General features: G+C 69.7%; 11 protein-coding genes and 1 pseudogene. All 12 read left to right on the top strand.

Features of this window, described 5'->3' with window-relative positions; translation table 11 throughout:
• Nucleotides 1-126: 126 nt before the first annotated feature.
• Nucleotides 127-960: pseudogene (locus HUX53_RS26025) on the top strand (biotin-dependent carboxyltransferase family protein); the annotation flags it as partial.
• Complete coding sequence (locus HUX53_RS26020) at nucleotides 957-1,748, top strand: putative hydro-lyase (protein ID WP_176405852.1); 792 nt, start codon at nucleotides 957-959, stop codon at nucleotides 1,746-1,748. The pseudogene HUX53_RS26025 and the gene HUX53_RS26020, both read left to right, overlap by 4 nt.
• 20 nt (nucleotides 1,749-1,768) lie before the next feature.
• The gene (locus HUX53_RS26015) at nucleotides 1,769-3,082 is read left to right on the top strand and encodes a cellulose binding domain-containing protein (protein ID WP_176405851.1); all 1,314 of its coding nucleotides are present in this window, start codon (nucleotides 1,769-1,771) and stop codon (nucleotides 3,080-3,082) included.
• Nucleotides 3,083-3,259: 177 nt separating this feature from the next.
• Nucleotides 3,260-4,543, top strand: coding sequence for an ABC transporter substrate-binding protein (locus HUX53_RS26010; RefSeq protein WP_176405850.1), 1,284 nt, complete (start codon nucleotides 3,260-3,262; stop codon nucleotides 4,541-4,543).
• Complete coding sequence (locus tag HUX53_RS26005; RefSeq protein WP_176405849.1) at nucleotides 4,540-5,454, top strand: carbohydrate ABC transporter permease; 915 nt, start codon at nucleotides 4,540-4,542, stop codon at nucleotides 5,452-5,454. The genes HUX53_RS26010 and HUX53_RS26005 overlap by 4 nt, the downstream gene beginning before the upstream one ends.
• Nucleotides 5,451-6,341, top strand: coding sequence for a carbohydrate ABC transporter permease (locus HUX53_RS26000; RefSeq protein ID WP_309237433.1), 891 nt, complete (start codon nucleotides 5,451-5,453; stop codon nucleotides 6,339-6,341). Before HUX53_RS26005 ends, HUX53_RS26000 begins: the two co-directional genes overlap by 4 nt.
• On the top strand, nucleotides 6,341-8,632 hold the full coding sequence (gene yicI, locus HUX53_RS25995) for an alpha-xylosidase (RefSeq protein WP_176405848.1): 2,292 nt from the start codon (nucleotides 6,341-6,343) through the stop codon (nucleotides 8,630-8,632). The genes HUX53_RS26000 and yicI overlap by 1 nt, the downstream gene beginning before the upstream one ends.
• Nucleotides 8,632-9,999: a GH1 family beta-glucosidase gene (locus tag HUX53_RS25990; RefSeq protein WP_176405847.1), complete on the top strand. Its 1,368-nt coding sequence runs from the start codon at nucleotides 8,632-8,634 to the stop codon at nucleotides 9,997-9,999. The genes yicI and HUX53_RS25990 overlap by 1 nt, the downstream gene beginning before the upstream one ends.
• Before the next feature lie 49 nt (nucleotides 10,000-10,048).
• A complete protein-coding gene (locus HUX53_RS25985) occupies nucleotides 10,049-11,299 on the top strand; it encodes an MFS transporter (RefSeq protein ID WP_176405846.1) in 1,251 nt (416 codons plus the stop codon).
• Nucleotides 11,283-12,284: a LacI family DNA-binding transcriptional regulator gene (locus tag HUX53_RS25980; RefSeq protein WP_176405845.1), complete on the top strand. Its 1,002-nt coding sequence runs from the start codon at nucleotides 11,283-11,285 to the stop codon at nucleotides 12,282-12,284. Before HUX53_RS25985 ends, HUX53_RS25980 begins: the two co-directional genes overlap by 17 nt.
• 92 nt (nucleotides 12,285-12,376) lie before the next feature.
• The gene (locus tag HUX53_RS25975; protein ID WP_309237432.1) at nucleotides 12,377-15,364 is read left to right on the top strand and encodes a glycoside hydrolase family 3 C-terminal domain-containing protein; all 2,988 of its coding nucleotides are present in this window, start codon (nucleotides 12,377-12,379) and stop codon (nucleotides 15,362-15,364) included.
• A gap of 60 nt (nucleotides 15,365-15,424) precedes the next feature.
• Nucleotides 15,425-15,721: a beta-galactosidase gene (locus HUX53_RS25970; RefSeq protein ID WP_176405844.1), complete on the top strand. Its 297-nt coding sequence runs from the start codon at nucleotides 15,425-15,427 to the stop codon at nucleotides 15,719-15,721.
• The last annotated feature ends 60 nt before the right edge of the window (nucleotides 15,722-15,781 follow it).

Raw genomic sequence — 15,781 nt, 5'->3', positions numbered from 1 at the left:
ATCACGCTGTTGAACTGGGACTCTACTGGTCCGTTCTCCGCCGCAGCCATCAAGCCGAAGCACGCAGGCATCACTTCAGGCGACACCTACACCTCCAGATGATCGAGATCTAGCTATGTAGTACTAGGCCGACCGGGTCACGCGGCGCTCGGCGTGGGGGTGTCGGGCGCCGCGGACCCGGTTTCTCTTTCCCTCGCCAACCGCGCCGTCGGCAACCCGGGCGGCGCGGCGGCGATCGAGGTCACCTTCGGCGGGCTGCACGTCCGCGGCCGGGGCGGCGTCTTCGCCGCGGTGACCGGCGCACCCGCACCGCTGCTGGTCGACGGGCGACCCGAAGCCCCCTACTCGGTCTTCCACCTCGCCGACGGCGCCGAACTCCGGATGGGCGCCCCGCCCGCCGGGCTGCGCAGCTACCTGGCGGTGCGCGGCGGGCTCGCCGTCCCGCCCGTCCTCGGCTCCCGCTCCACCGACACGCTCGCCGGCCTCGGCCCCGGCCCGCTCAAGCCCGGCGACCTGCTCCCCATCGGCCCGCCGCCGCGCCAGGCCCCGCTGCTGGACGTCCTGCCCGTCCGCCCGCCGATCTCCGGCGACCTCGAACTCCGCGCGATCCCCGGCCCGCGCGCCGACTGGTTCGTCCCCGGCGCGCTGGACGCGCTGTTCACCGCCGCCTACACGGTGACCAGCGACATCGACCGCGTCGGCATGCGCCTCGACGGGCCGGCACTGGCCCGCGCGGACCGGAGCGAACTGCCCAGCGAGGGGACGGTCACCGGCGCACTCCAGGTGCCGCCGTCCGGGCAGCCCGTGCTGTTCCTCGCCGACCATCCGCTGACCGGCGGGTATCCCGTCATCGCGGTCGTCGCGTCCGCCGACATCGGGCGCGCCGCCCAGGCCCGTCCCGGCCAGCGCCTCCGCTTCCGGCCGCACCCGGCCCCGCACCTCGGAAAGGACCCACCATGACCGCACCCATCGACCCGGGCGCCCTCAGCCCGGACCAGGCCAGGGCGCTGTTCCGGGCCGGCCTGCGCGTCCCCACCTCCGGCTGGTGCGCGGGCTGGACGCAGGCGAACCTCATCAGCGTGCCGCGCGAGGACGCCTACGACCTGCTGCTGTTCGCCCAGCGCAACCCCAAGCCGTGCCCCGTCCTGGACGTCACCGAGCCCGGCGAGACGTCCGTCGCGCTGTTCGCCGGCGACCTGCGCACCGACCTGCCCGGCTACGTCGTCTACGAGCACGGCGAGCCGGTCGCCGAGATGACGGACGTGACCGGGTACTGGCGCGACGACCTCGTCTCGTTCCTCATCGGGTGCAGCTTCACGTTCGAGGACGCGCTGCGCGAGGCCGGCGTCCCCGTCCGGCACATCGAGCAGAACCGGAACGTCCCCATGTACCGGACGAACCGGATGTGCCGCCGCGCCGGCGAGTTCGGCGGCCCGCTCGTCGTGTCGATGCGGCCGGTCCCCGCCGCGCAGGTCGCGGACGCCGTGCGGGTGACGGCCCGGTACCCGTCCGTCCACGGCGCGCCCGTGCACGTCGGCGACCCCGTCGAACTCGGCATCGACGACCTGGACGCGCCCGACTTCGGCGACCCGGTCGAGATCCGGGTGGACGAGATCCCCGTGTTCTGGGCGTGCGGCGTGACCCCGCAGGCGGCGGTGATGGCGTCCCGCCCCAAGCTCGCCATCGGGCACGCGCCCGGCCACATGGCGATCACCGACGCCCGCGACACCCGGTACCTGGTCCCCTGACGCGGGCATAGGCTTCGTCCATGCCCGAGATCGTCACCCCGGGCGACCGTCTGGGGGAGCGCTACCGCCTGGAGCGGCCCCTCGGCGCCGGCGGCATGGCGACCGTCTGGCGCGCGGTCGACCTCGTGCTCGACCGCGCCGTCGCAGTCAAGGTGCCCAAGGAGGGCTGGCCCGAGGAGTTCACCCGGCGGCTCCGCCAGGAGGCGCAGGCCGCCGCCGGCCTCACCCACCCCAGCATCACCGGCGTCTACGACTACGGTGAGCAGGGCTCGGTCCCGTACGTGGTCATGGAGTTGCTGGACGGGGAGAGCCTGGCCGCGCGACTGGCCCGCGGCCCCCTGACCTGGGCCGAAGCGGCCGGGATCTGCGCCCGCGTCGCCGACGCGCTGGCCGCCGCCCACGCCGCCGGCATCGTCCACCGCGACATCAAACCCGCGAACGTCTTCCTGACCTCGGTCGGCGTGAAGGTCCTGGACTTCGGCATCGCCTTCACCGGACCGTCCACGGCGGACGGCCCCGTCCTCGGCACGCCCGCCTACGTCGCCCCCGAACTCCTGACCGGCGCGCACCCGACCACGGCCGCCGACATGTACTCGCTGGGCGTGGTGCTCCGCGAGTGCCTGACCGACGGCTCCGACACCCCGGACGAGGTCACCGCCCTCATCCGGGACTGCCTGCGCGAAGACCCCGAAACTCGTCCCACCGCCCGCGAAGCGGCCCGCGTCCTGGCGGACGTCTCCGGCGTGCAACTGGCCCAACTGCCTCCGCCCCCGGCCGAGCACGGGCGCTGGATACCGGACGTCCCGAAGGGCGAGCATCCGCCGACGCGCGTCCTGGACGAGCCGCCGCCCGTGGATGCGCCGGCCGCGTCCGCGCGGAAGCCGCTGATGATCGCCGGGGGTGTGGTCGGCGCGGTGGCGCTGGTGGCGGTGCTGCTGGCCGCGCTGACGCCCGATTCGTCCCGCGAGACGGCCTCGCCGCCGTCCGCGAGCCCGTCGGAGAGCAAGGTCGCCGCGGCCTCCTGCTCGGTCTCCTACAAGGTGGACGGCACCTGGCCGCAGGGCTTCCAGGCGACCGTGCGCATCACGAACCTGGGCGACGGCGAGATCGACGGCTGGAAGCTCGGCTTCGAGTTCCCGGACGGCCAGGCGATCACGCAGTTGTGGAACGGCAGCCAGGTGCAGGACGGCTCGGCGGTCACGGTGACGGCGGCGGACTGGAACCGGTCGATCCCGCCGCACGGCAGCGCCGAGTTCGGGTTCCTCGGCAGCCAGGACGGCGATAACGGCACGCCCGCCGCGTTCACCCTGAACGGCGGCGCGTGCAGCGGCTGACCGCCCGCGATGGGAGCGCTCCCAGATTGTTCCCGCAGGTCAGCGGGCAGATGGCCGAATTGATGCCGGGCGGCCTATTGTGTCGCCCCTGGTCAAGGACTTAGCATCCGGGGCAATCGAAGCGCTTCGACAGACCGGTTCGAGAGGCACTGCGGTCCCCACCCCCGGAGGAAACCCATGATCAAGGCAGGCAGGAGCGCGGCCGTCCTCGCCGCCCTTGCCGCGGCGGCGCTGTCGCTCACCGCGTGCGGCGGCGACGACGGCGGCTCCGGCGGCAAGGAGTTGAAGCTCTGGCACTACGAGGCCCCGGACAGCGCCATGGGCAAGGCGTGGAACGAGGCCATCAAGGAGTTCGAGGCGACTCATCCCGGCGTGAAGGTGAAGTTCGAGGAGAAGGGCTTCGAGCAGATCCAGAAGACCGCGCCGATGGTCCTGAACTCCAAGAACGCCCCCGATGTCATGGAGTACAACAAGGGCAACGCGACCGCCGGCCTGCTGTCCAAGCAGGGCCTGCTCACCGATCTCACGCCCGAGGTCACCAAGCGCGGCTGGGACAAGCTGATCAGCCCGAACGTCCAGGTCACCGCCAAGTACGACGACAAGGGCACGATGGGCGGCGACAAGTGGTTCGGTGTTCCGAACTACGCCGAATACCTGCAGGTCTACTACAACAAGGATCTGTTCAAGAAGTACGACGTCGAGATCCCGAAGACGTTCGACGAACTGACCGCCGCAATGGACAAGTTCGTCGCGAAGGACGTTACGCCGCTGACCAACGCGGGCGCCGAGTACATGGCGCACCAGTTCGTCTACCAGCTCGCCCTCGACAAGGCCGACCAGAACTGGGTGGACGCCTTCCAGCGCTACACCGGCAAGGTCGACTTCCACGACCCCGCCTGGACGTACGGGGCGACGACCTTTGCCGACTGGGTGAAGAAGGGCTACATCGCCAAGAACTCCGTCAGCCTCAAGGCGGAGGACGCGGGCGTCGCGTTCATGAGCGGCAAGTTCCCGATGATGTTCTCCGGCAGCTGGTGGTTCGGCCGGGTCGCGTCCGAGGCGAAGTTCGACTGGGAGACCGCCGTGTGGCCCGGCGCGAAGATGACGCTCGGTTCCGGCGGCAACCTGTGGGTCGTCCCGAAGGGCTCGGAGAACAAGCAGCTCGCCTATGACTTCATCGACATCACGATGAAGAAGAAGGTGCAGAACGTGCTCGGCAACGCGGGCGGCATCCCGGTCGCGGCGGACCCGTCCGCGATCACCGAACCGAAGGCCAAGAAGCTCATCGGGGACTTCGACAGCCTCGCGCAGTCCGGCGGCCTCGCCTACTACCCGGACTGGCCCGTCGCCGGCTTCTACGACGTGTGGGTGTCGCAGACGCAGAAGCTCATGAACGGCGAGTCGCCGGACAAGGTCCTCGGCGACGTCCAGAAGGCGTACGAGGACGGTCTGCCGAAGTGACGGCGCAGGGCCGCGGCCGGTCGCGGGAGCAGTGGGGCTACCTGCCCTACCTGCTCCCCGGCCTGCTCCTCTTCACCGCCGTCATCGGCGTGCCGTTCCTGATGAACATCGGGACGAGCTTCACCGAGTGGACGGGCGTCGGCACCCCGAAATGGATCGGGCTCGGCAACTACCGGGAGCTGGTGAAGGACGAGCAGTTCTGGGCGTCGTTCGGGCACAACGCGCTGATCATCCTCGGGATGGCGGTCATCCCGACGCTGATCGGGCTGGTGCTCGCCGCCGCGCTGACCGACCTGATCGGCCGGCACTTCGGGCCGCGGGCCGCGAGCGTCCTGCGCGCCTGCGTCTACCTGCCGCAGGTCCTGCCGATCGTCATCGCGGGTGTCGTGTGGAGCTGGCTGCTGGCCCCCGAGGACGGCGCGGTGAACGTCCTGCTGGGCAAGGTCGGCCTCGGTTCGCTGGCGCACGACTGGCTCGGCGATCCGGCGACTGCGCTGTGGAGCGTCATCGGGGTGATGGTGTGGATCCAGATCGGGTTCCCGCTGGTCATTTTCATGTCCGGGCTGCAGCGGGTCGACCCGTCGCTGTACGAGGCGGCGGAGATCGACGGCGCCACGTGGGCGCGGCGGTTCTGGCACATCACGATCCCGCAGATCCGGCCGGAGATCTTCGTGGTGCTGCTGTGGACGACGATCGCCGCGCTGAAGGCGTTCGCGCAGATCTTCGTCCTGACGAAGGGAGGGCCGGGCGGCGCGACGAACGTCCCGTCGTACTACTCGTGGGTCAACTTCTTCGAGAAGTCGGACGTGGGCTACGGCTCGGCGATCGCGACCGTGCTGACCCTCGTCATCATCGCGCTGACCGTCGTCTTCCTGCGCATGCAGGGCAATGAGCTGGGGGAGGAGCGGTGACCGCGACGCTTCCGAAGAAGGCTGGGGCGCCGCCGCGGGTCGGGCGGGACGCGCCGAACCGCCGCCGCCGCGGGCCGTCCACCTACGCGGTGCTGGTGGCGCTGACCGCGTTCGCCGGCGTGATGCTGATCCCGTTCGTGGTGGTGGTCTTCAACGCGCTGAAGACGCCGGAGGAGTACACCGCGCAGGGGCCGCTGTCACCGCCGGACGGTTTCAACCTGGACACCATGCGCGCGTTCTGGGAGCGGACCGACTTCGGGCACGTCCTGCTCAACAGCGTGCTGATCAGCGGTTCCGTGGCCGTCCTCGCCGTCCTGCTGTCGGTACTGAACGCCTACGCGCTCGGCATCGGCCGCATCAAAGGACGGATGTGGGTGCTGGTCGTGCTGCTGATGGCGAACACGGTGCCGCAGGAGGCGCTCGTCTATCCCCTCTATTACATCTCCAAGCAGTTCGGCCTCTACGACACGAAACTCAGCGTCATCATCGTGTTCACGGTCATCCAGGCCGCGTTCGGCACCTACCTGCTGTCGTCGGTGCTGTCGGCGTTCCCGCGCCCGCTGCTGGAGGCCGCCCGCATCGACGGCGCGGGCCGCTGGCAGGTGCTGTGGCGGGTCGTCGTCCCGGTCGTCCGGCCGACGCTATCGGTGCTGCTCGTCTTCTTCTTCGTGTGGACCTGGAACGAGTTCCTGATCCCCATGACGTTCCTGATCTCCAACGAGAACCGGACGGTCTCGGTCGCGCTCGGCGTGCTGCACGGGCAGAAGCTCATGGACACCACCATGTCCAGCGCCGCGTCGCTGCTCGGCCTCCTCCCGACCGTCGTCTTCTTCCTCATCTTCCAGCGAACTCTGTCGCGCGGACTCACTGCGGGGGCAATCAAATAATGAAGTTCAGTGACGGCTACTGGATGATGCGCGAGGGCGTGCAGGCCTTTCATCCGGTGGAGGTCCTCGACGTCGACTCGGGGCCGAACTCGTTCACGGTGTACGCGCCGGTCGAGCGGATCCGGCACCGGGGCGACCTCCTCAAGGGGCCGGTGGTGACGGTGGCGTGCGAGTCGCCGATGCCGGACGTCATCGGCGTCACCCTCACGCATTTCGCGGGAGAGAAGAGGCACGGCCCGGATTTCGAACTGGTCACCGACCCGACAGGGGAAGTGTCGATCGATGAGGACGCGGCGACGCTCACGTCTGGTGCGCTGTCGGTGCGGGTCGGGCGCGCTAAGGAATGGTGCGTCGACTTCTTTGCGGACGGACGCCGGCTGACCGGTAGCTCGCCCAAGGCCCAGGCCGTCATCGACACCGACGACGGGAGCCATTACGTCCGGGAGCAGCTCGACCTCGGCGTCGACCACTTCGTCTACGGGCTCGGTGAACGGTTCGGGCCGCTGGTGAAGAACGGCCAGTCCGTGGACGTGTGGAACGCCGACGGCGGGACGGCCAGCGAGCAGGCGTACAAGAACGTGCCGTTCTACCTGACGAACGCGGGATACGGCGTGTTCGTCGACCATCCGGGGCGCGTGTCGTTCGAGGTCGCATCGGAGGCCGTCGCGCGGACGCAGTTCAGCGTCGAGGGCCAGTCGATGCGGTACTTCGTCATCTACGGGCCTTCGCCGAAGGAGATCCTGCGCAAGTACACCGCGCTCACCGGGCGGCCCGCCCGGGTCCCGGAATGGTCGTTCGGGCTGTGGCTGTCGACGTCGTTCACCACGTCCTATGACGAGGAGACCGTCACGTCGTTCATCGACGGGATGGCTGAGCGCGACCTGCCACTGAGCGTCTTCCACTTCGACTGCTTCTGGATGCGCGAGTTCCAGTGGTGCGACTTCGAATGGGATCCGCGCGTGTTCCCCGACCCCGAGGGGATGCTGCGGCGACTGCGCGACCGGGGCCTGCGGATCTGCGTCTGGATCAACCCCTACATCGGCCAGCGCTCGCCCCTGTTCGAGGAGGGACGTGCGCGCGGCTACCTGCTGAAACGTCCGAACGGTGACGTGTGGCAGTGGGACAAGTGGCAGCCCGGCCTGGCCGTGGTCGACTTCACCAACCCCGAGGCGCGGGAATGGTACGCGGGCAAGCTCGAAGCGCTCCTCGACATGGGTGTGGACTGCTTCAAGACCGACTTCGGCGAACGCATTCCCACCGATGTCGTCTACCACGACGGCTCCGACCCGGAACGCGCCCACAACTACTACACCTACCTCTACAACCAGACCGTCTTCGACCTGCTCCGCAAGAAGCGAGGAGAGAGCGAGGCCGTGGTATTCGCCCGGTCCGCGACGGTCGGCGGGCAGCGTTTTCCGGTGCACTGGGGCGGCGACTGCGAATCGACGTTCGAGGCGATGGGGGAGAGCCTGCGCGGCGGCCTCTCCCTGGGCGCGTCGGGGTTCGGCTATTGGAGCCACGACATCGGCGGCTTCGAGGGGACGCCCGATCCGGGGCTGTTCAAGCGGTGGATCGCCTTCGGCATGCTGTCCTCGCACAGCCGCCTGCACGGCAGCCATTCCTACCGGGTGCCGTGGCTGTTCGACGAGGAGTCCGTGGACGTCCTGCGCGACTTCACCCGGCTGAAGATGCGGCTCATGCCCTACCTGGCCGGCGCCGCCCGGCAGGCGTCCGGGGAAGGGCTCCCGATGATGCGCGCAATGGTCGTGGAGTTCCCGGACGACCCGGCCTGCACCCACCTGGAACGCCAATACATGCTCGGCGACGACCTCCTCGTCGCGCCGGTGTTCTCGTCCGACGGTGATGTCTCCTACTACGTGCCGGGGGGTGTGTGGACGCACTACCTCACGGGTGAACGCATCGAAGGAGGCCGATGGATTCGGGAACGGCACGGCTTCGATAGCGTTCCCTTGCTCGTCCGTCCGGGTGCGGTCATCCCCGAGGGTGCGGTGGAGGACCGTCCCGACTACGACCACGCAGACGGCGTCACGCTGCGCGTCTACGAGCCGTCCGACGGAACCACGGTCGTCACCCAGATCGGGGACGCCACCTTCAGCATGACGAGAAACGGTGAAAACGTGCGCGTGACAGGCGGGAGAGCCTGGAACGTCCTTCTCGTCAACGCACGCGTGGCAGCCGTGGAGGGCGGCGAGCTTTCAGACCATCCACAAGGTGTTCTCGTCAAAGCGACCGGTCACGAACTGGTCATCACTCTGGAAGAGGAGAACTGATGGGGTTCCCGACAGGGTTCCTGTGGGGTACGGCCACCGCCGCCTACCAGATCGAGGGAGCGGCCCAGGAGGACGGCAGGGCGCCGTCCATCTGGGACACGTTCAGCCACACGCCGGGCAAAGTCCTCAACGGTGACACCGGTGACGTCGCCACCGACCACTACCACCGGTGGCAAGAGGACATCGCGACGATGGCCGCCCTCGGCATCGGCGCCTACCGGTTCTCGATCTCCTGGTCGCGCGTCCTGCCGGACGGCACGCCCAACCAGAAGGGCCTCGACTTCTACTCCCGGCTGGTCGACGACCTGCTCGCCCACGGCATCGCCCCGGTCGCGACCCTCTACCACTGGGACCTCCCGCAGCACCTGGAGGACGCGGGCGGCTGGCCGGAGCGCGACACCGCCCGCCGGTTCGCCGACTACGCCGAGCGGATCGGGCGCGTCCTCGGCGACCGCGTCCACACCTGGACGACGCTGAACGAGCCGTGGTGCTCGGCGTTCCTCGGCTACGCGTCCGGCGTGCACGCCCCCGGCCGCACCGACCCGGCGGACGCGCTCGCCGCCTCCCACCACCTCAACCTCGCGCACGGGCTGGCCGTGCGGGCGCTGCGCGGCGTCACCTCCCCGTCCGCGCGGCACTCCGTCACCCTCAACCTGCACCACCTGCGCGGCGACGCGGAGGCCGTCCGGCAGGCGGACGCCGTGTCCAACCGGGTGTTCCTCGACCCGATGCTCGGCCGCGGCTACCCCGCCGACCTGCTGGAAGACACGGCGTCCATCACCGACTGGAGCTTCGTCCGCGACGGCGACGAGGCGATCGTCGCCGCGCCGCTGGACGTCCTGGGCGTCAACTACTACTCGCCGACCCTCGTCCGAGTGTGGGACGGGACGTCCCCGCGCGAGCACGCCGACGGCCACCGGCGGGGCGCGGCGACCCCGTTCGTCGGCTGCGACCGCGTCGAGTTCGCCGAGCAGCCCGGCCCCTACACGGCGATGGGCTGGCCGATCGACGCGAACGGCATGGACGAGTTGCTGCTGCGCCTGCACCGCGAATATCCGGACACACCGCTGATGGTGACGGAGAACGGCGCGGCATTCGACGACGTCGTGGAGGACGGTCGTGTCCGCGACGAGCGGCGCATCACCTACCTGCGCGACCACATCGCCGCCGTGGAAAAGGCGTGCGACGCCGGCGCCGACGTGCGCGGCTATTTCGCCTGGTCGCTGCTGGACAATTTCGAATGGGCCTACGGCTACTCCAAGCGTTTCGGCCTCGTCCACGTCGACTACGAGACCGGGAAACGCACCTGGAAGGACAGCGCCCACTGGTACCGCGACACCATCGCGGCCCACCGCGGAAGCCCGTGAGAACAGCGGAGCCATGAAGTCGCAGGGACGTGTGAGAACGCGGAAGCGCATGAAAACGGCAGGTGCCGTGGAGGCGGCGCGCGCGCGGACGGCCGTGCTGGCCCTGTCCTTGGCCGCGTTCTGCTTCGTCACGACCGAGAGCCTGCCGATCGGGCTGCTCCGCCTCATCGCGGACGATCTGGACGTCTCGCCCTCGGCCGTCGGCATGCTCGTCACCGGGTACGGGATCGTGATCGCCGTCGTGTCCGTCCCGCTCGTCCGGATGACGGCCCGGATGGGACGGCGGCGCCTGCTCACCGGCGTGATGCTCCTGTTCGTGGTGCTGTCGTTCGCGTCGGCGGCGGCACCCGGCTACGGCTCGCTGATGGGCGCGCGGCTGGTCACCGCGCTCGCCCAGGCGGTGTTCTGGCCGGTCGCCGCGGTGGCGGCGGCCGGGCTGTTCCCGCCCGAGTTGCGCGGACGGGCCGCCGCCTACGTGTTCGCGGGCGGGTCGCTCGCGATCGTCCTCGGCGTCCCCCTCGGCACCTGGCTCGGCCGCCTCGCCGGCTGGCGCCTCTCGTTCGCCGCGCTCGGCGCGCTGTGCCTGCTCTCGCTCGTGGCCGTCGCCGTCCTGCTGCCGGGCGGCGACGAGGGCGGCGCGCACGCCGTCCCCGCGACCTGCCCGGACGCGCGCCGGTTCCGGTTCCTGCTGGCCACGGTCATGCTCGCGGTCGGCGGCGTGTTCGCCTGCTTCACCTACATCGCCGAGTTCCTGACCGGCGTCAGCGGCTTCCCCGGCTCGGCGATCAGCCCGCTGCTGCTCGTCAACGGCGTCGCCGACATCACCGGGCTGGTCATCGCCGGCATCGTGGTCGACCGCGGCCCGCGCGCCCTGCTCGGCGCGGCGGCCGGCGTCCTCGCGGCCGGCATGCTCGTCCTCTTCCTGTTCGGGACGGCCGCGATCCCGGCGGTCGCCGGGCTCGTCCTGCTCGGGCTCGGGCTGCCCGCCTTCGTGACCGCCATGCAGGCCAGGGCGCTGGAGTCGGCGCCGGGCGACACCGATGTGGCGTCCGCGTGGACGGCGTCGGCGTTCAACGTCGGCATCGCCGGCGGCGCCCTGCTCGGCGGCGCGCTGCTTCCGGTCACCGGCGTGCGCGGCACGGCCCTCGCGGGCGGGGTGCTGGCCGCCGCGGCGATCATGGTGATCCTGGTGGACGGGCCGTCCCGGACGCGCGTCCGGCCGCCCCCGGCCGCGGCTAGCATCGAACCCCCTGTGAAACGCTTCGACGCCGACGGGACGGTCCGTGGTCAAGATCACTGATGTGGCGCGGCACGCGGGAGTGTCGCCGAGCACGGTCTCCTACGTGCTGAGCGGCAAGCGCTCGATCTCCGAGGAGACGCGGCGGCGCGTCCGGGAGAGCATCCGCGAGCTGGGCTACCGCCCGCACGCCGGCGCCCGCGCGCTGGCGAGCAGCCGCTCCAACGTGCTCGCGCTGATGATCCCGCTGCGCTCCGGCATCGCGGTGCCGGTCGTCATGCAGTTCGCCGTGTCGGTGGTGACCGCCGCGCGCAGGCACGACCACGACGTCCTGCTGCTCACCCAGCAGGAGGGCGAGGACGGCCTGCGCCGCGTCGCCGACAGCGCGCTCGTCGACGCGCTGATCGTCATGGACGTCCAGATGAAGGACCCGCGGCTGCCGCTGCTGCGCTCCCTCGACCGGCCGAGCGTGCTCATCGGGTTCCCCGCCGACGCCGACGACCTGACCTGCATCGACCTCGACTTCCACGCCGCCGGCGCCGTCTGCGTCGAGCACCTCGCGGAGCTCGGGCACCGCGAGATCGCGCTGATCGGGTCGCCGCCCGAGGTGTACGCGCGGCAGACCGGCTACGCGCAGCGGGTCGCGGACGGGTTCGCCGAGGCGGTGCGGTCGCACGGGCTGTCCGGTGACATCCACCCGTGCGAGGCGACGGCGGACGCGGCCCGGGAGCTGGTCGCGCGGCTGCTCGCCGAACGTCCCGGGCTGACCGGCGTCCTCGTCCACAACGAGCCGATCGTCGGCCCGGTGCTGCGGGCGCTGCGCGCGGCCGGGCGGCGCGTCCCCGAGGACGTGTCCGTCGTCGCGATGTGCCCGGACGAGATGGCCGAGCACGCCGAGCCGGCGCTGTCGTCCGTCGCGATCCCGGCCGAGGAGGTCGGCGGGCGTGCCGTCGACCTGCTGATGGACAAGCTCGACGGCGTGCCCGTCCCGGCCGCGACCCTGCTCCCGCCCACCCTGACCCGGCGCGCCAGCAGCGCGCCCGCCTGACCCCTAGGAAAAGGAGGGCCCGGGGCCTTATCGCGGCCCGTTATCGAAGCGCTTCGATATGTCACTTCGGGGGCAAGCCCAGAGGAGAATCGGTGAACAGACCCCATCGAAACCCCCGTTCCCCCGGCCGGCGCAGCCGGTCGCTGACCCTCGGCCTGGCCGCCGCGCTGGTGGCTCCCCTCACCTGGGCGGCCCCCGCCGCCGCCCGCGAAACCTATCCGTTCCGCGACCCCGGCCTGTCGGTGGACGCCCGGGTGGACGACCTGCTCGGCCGGCTCACCCTCGACGAGAAGATCTCCCTGCTGCACCAGTACCAGCCCGCCATCCCGCGCCTCGGCATCGGCCGGTTCAAAACGGGCACCGAGGCGCTGCACGGCGTCGCGTGGTCGACTGACATCCACAACGCGGGTGCCGTCGTGACCGCCAAGGGCACCGTGTTCCCGCAGTCGGTCGGGCTCGGCGCAACCTGGGACCCGGCGCTGCTGAAGAAGATCGGCTCGGCCGTCGGCGATGAGGCGCGCGGTTACAACAGCGAGAACCCCGACGTGTGGGGCCTGCAACTGTGGGCGCCCGTCGTCAACCTGCTGCGCGACCCGCGCTGGGGCCGCAACGAGGAGGGCTACTCCGAGGACCCGCTGCTCACCGGCCTGCTCGCCACCGCCTACGGGCACGGCATGGAGGGCGACGACCCGGACCACCTCAAGACCGCGCCGGTGCTCAAGCACTACATGGCCAACAACAACGAGATCCGCCGCGACCAGACGTCGTCGAGCCTGCGGCCGCGGGTGGCGAAGGAGTACGACGAGGTCCCCTTCAGGATTCCGATCTCGCGGGACGCGGCGACCGGGATCATGACGTCGTACAACCTGATCAACGGCCGTCCCGCGACGGTCACGCCGGACGCCGGTGACCTCGTCCGCTTGTGGACGGACCGGACGCTGTTCAACGTCACCGACGCCGGGGCGCCCAACAACATCGTCAACTCGCAGCAGTACTACCCGGACCTGGCCTCCGGTGACGCGGCGATCGTGAAGGCGGGCGTGGACAGCTTCACGACGGACGACACGAACTCGTCCATCACCGTCAACGCGATCAAGGACGCGCTGTCGCGTGGGCTGCTCGCGGAGTCCGACGTCGACCGCGCGGTGAGCCACATCCTGAGCATCAGGGTGCGGCTCGGCGAGTTCGACCCGGGCGGCGGCCGCTACGGGAAGATCACCAAGGACGTGGTGGACAGCCCCGCGCACCGCGCGCTGGCCCGGGCGGCGGCGGCCGAGCAGATGGTGCTGCTGAAGAACCAGCGCAAGGCGCTGCCGCTTTCGTCCGGGAAGGTCGCGGTCGTCGGGCAACTCTCGGACACCCTCTACACCGACTGGTACTCGGGTTCGCTGCCGTACAAGGTCACGCCGCTGGACGGCATCAAGAAGCGGGCCGAGTCGGTGACGTCGAGCGAGGGCGTCGACCGGATCGCGCTGAAGGACGTCTCGACAGGCAAATACATCGCGGGCGGAACGGGCTCGGGCGCCGTTCTCAAGACCGGGCCGACATCGGCGTCCGACGCGACGGCGCAATTCGACGTGTTCGACTGGGGCCAGGGCGTTGTGACGCTGCGCAGCGCCGCCAATGGCAAGACGGTCGGCCGGTACAACTGGGGCGACACGTTCGCCAATGACCAGGACCAGCCGAACGGATGGTTCGTCCAGCAGATGTTCAAGCTGGAGAAGCAGGACGACGGCAATTACCTGCTCCGGTACGCCGGATATGAGAAGGCGTACGACTGGGCGGACCCGTCGAAGACGTACGTGAGGGTGGCGGACGACGGGACGCTCGTCCTCACCACCAAGGACGGCGCTTCTCGGTTCGCCAAGGACGTCATCAGCAGCGGTGTGGATTCGGCGGTCAAGGCTGTGACGGGCGCCGACTCCGCCGTTGTCGTGGTCGGCAGCATGCCGTTCATCAACGGCCGCGAGGACCATGACCGGACGACGATGGCTCTTGCGGAAGGGCAGTCGGAACTCATCAAGGCGGTTCGGAAGGCGAACCCGAACACGGTCGTCGTGGTGGAGAACAGCTACCCGACGACGCTGAACTGGGAGCAGGAGAACGTCCCGGCGATCCTGTGGACGAGTCATGCGGGCGCTGAGACGGGTAACGCCCTGGCGTCCATTCTCTTCGGGGATGAGAGCCCGTCCGGGAAGCTCCCGCAGACGTGGTACCGGTCCGAGAAGCAGCTGCCCGACATCCTCGACTACGACATCATCAAGTCGGACCGGACGTACCAGTACTTCAAGGGGAAGCCGCTCTACCCGTTCGGGTACGGCCTCTCCTACACCACGTTCCGGTACGGCAAGCCGCGGCTGAGCAGCCATTCCGTGGGACGCGACGGAACGGTCACGATCACGGTTCCGGTCACCAACACGGGCAAGAAGGCGGGCGACGAAGTCGTCCAGCTCTACACGCACCAGCGGTCGTCACGGGTGAAGCAGCCTCTGAAGAAGCTGCGCGCCTTCGACAAGGTTCACGTGGAGCCCGGAAAGACGGTGACGGCGCGATTCCGGCTGGACGCCTCCGACCTCGCGATCTGGGACGTCACCCGCAACAAGTGGACGGTCGAGAGGTCGAAGCAGGACCTGCTGATCGGCTCCTCGTCCGCCGACATCCGGCAGCACACGACGCTCAACGTGCGCGGCGAGCGCATCCCCGACCGGGACCTGTCTACGCCGACCCGCGCCGCCAATTTCGATGACCAGAACGGCATCCAGCTCGTCGACGAAACGAAGGTGAAGGGCGACGCGGTGGCCGGCGCGGCGAACTCCTGGCTGAAGTTCGCGGACGCCGACCTGGGCCGTTCCACCGGTCATATCACCGCGCATGTCGCGGGCTCGTCGGCGACCACGATCCAGGTTCGCCTGGACGCGCCGAACGGCCCTCTGGCCGGAACGCTGAACGTCCCGGCGACCGGTGACAAGTACACCTACAAGGAGATCACCGCCGAACTGAGCCACGTCCGTGGCGACCACGACGTGTATCTCGTCTTCAACGGCGAAACCCGCCTGAGCTCCTTCTCCCTCACCCGATGATTCCCTCGGTCCGCCCCGGCACGTCCGGGGCGGGCCGGTCCGCTGCAAAGGACGCCATCCATGCGTGCCAACAGCAAACTCACCGCCATAGTCGCCGCCATCCTCACCGCTGCCGCGCTTCTCGCGGCCCCGGCTCCCACCCAGTCCGCGCAAGCGGAAACACACCATGTCGGCTACGACCGCTACTCGCTCACCGTGGACGGACAACGCGTCCTGCTGTGGGCGGGGGAGTTCCACTACTTCCGCCTCCCGAGCCCGGCCCTCTGGCGGGACGTCCTGGAGAAGATCAAGTGTCCATTCACGGGTCATCGTGAGCTAGGCGGTTGTGGCGTGAGTGTGCCGGGCTGTCTGTGTTGATCTTGCTGGTGTGATCGACGAAGATCATGGGGTGTCTTCGTCTTCGTCCGTGCCGACCTC

Source organism: Actinomadura sp. BRA 177 (genome assembly GCF_013372625.1).
In the GTDB taxonomy this organism is placed as follows: Bacteria; Actinomycetota; Actinomycetes; order Streptosporangiales; family Streptosporangiaceae; genus Spirillospora.
The sequence above is the reverse complement of the archived record's forward strand: the minus strand, read 5'-3'. Positions and strand labels throughout refer to the sequence as shown.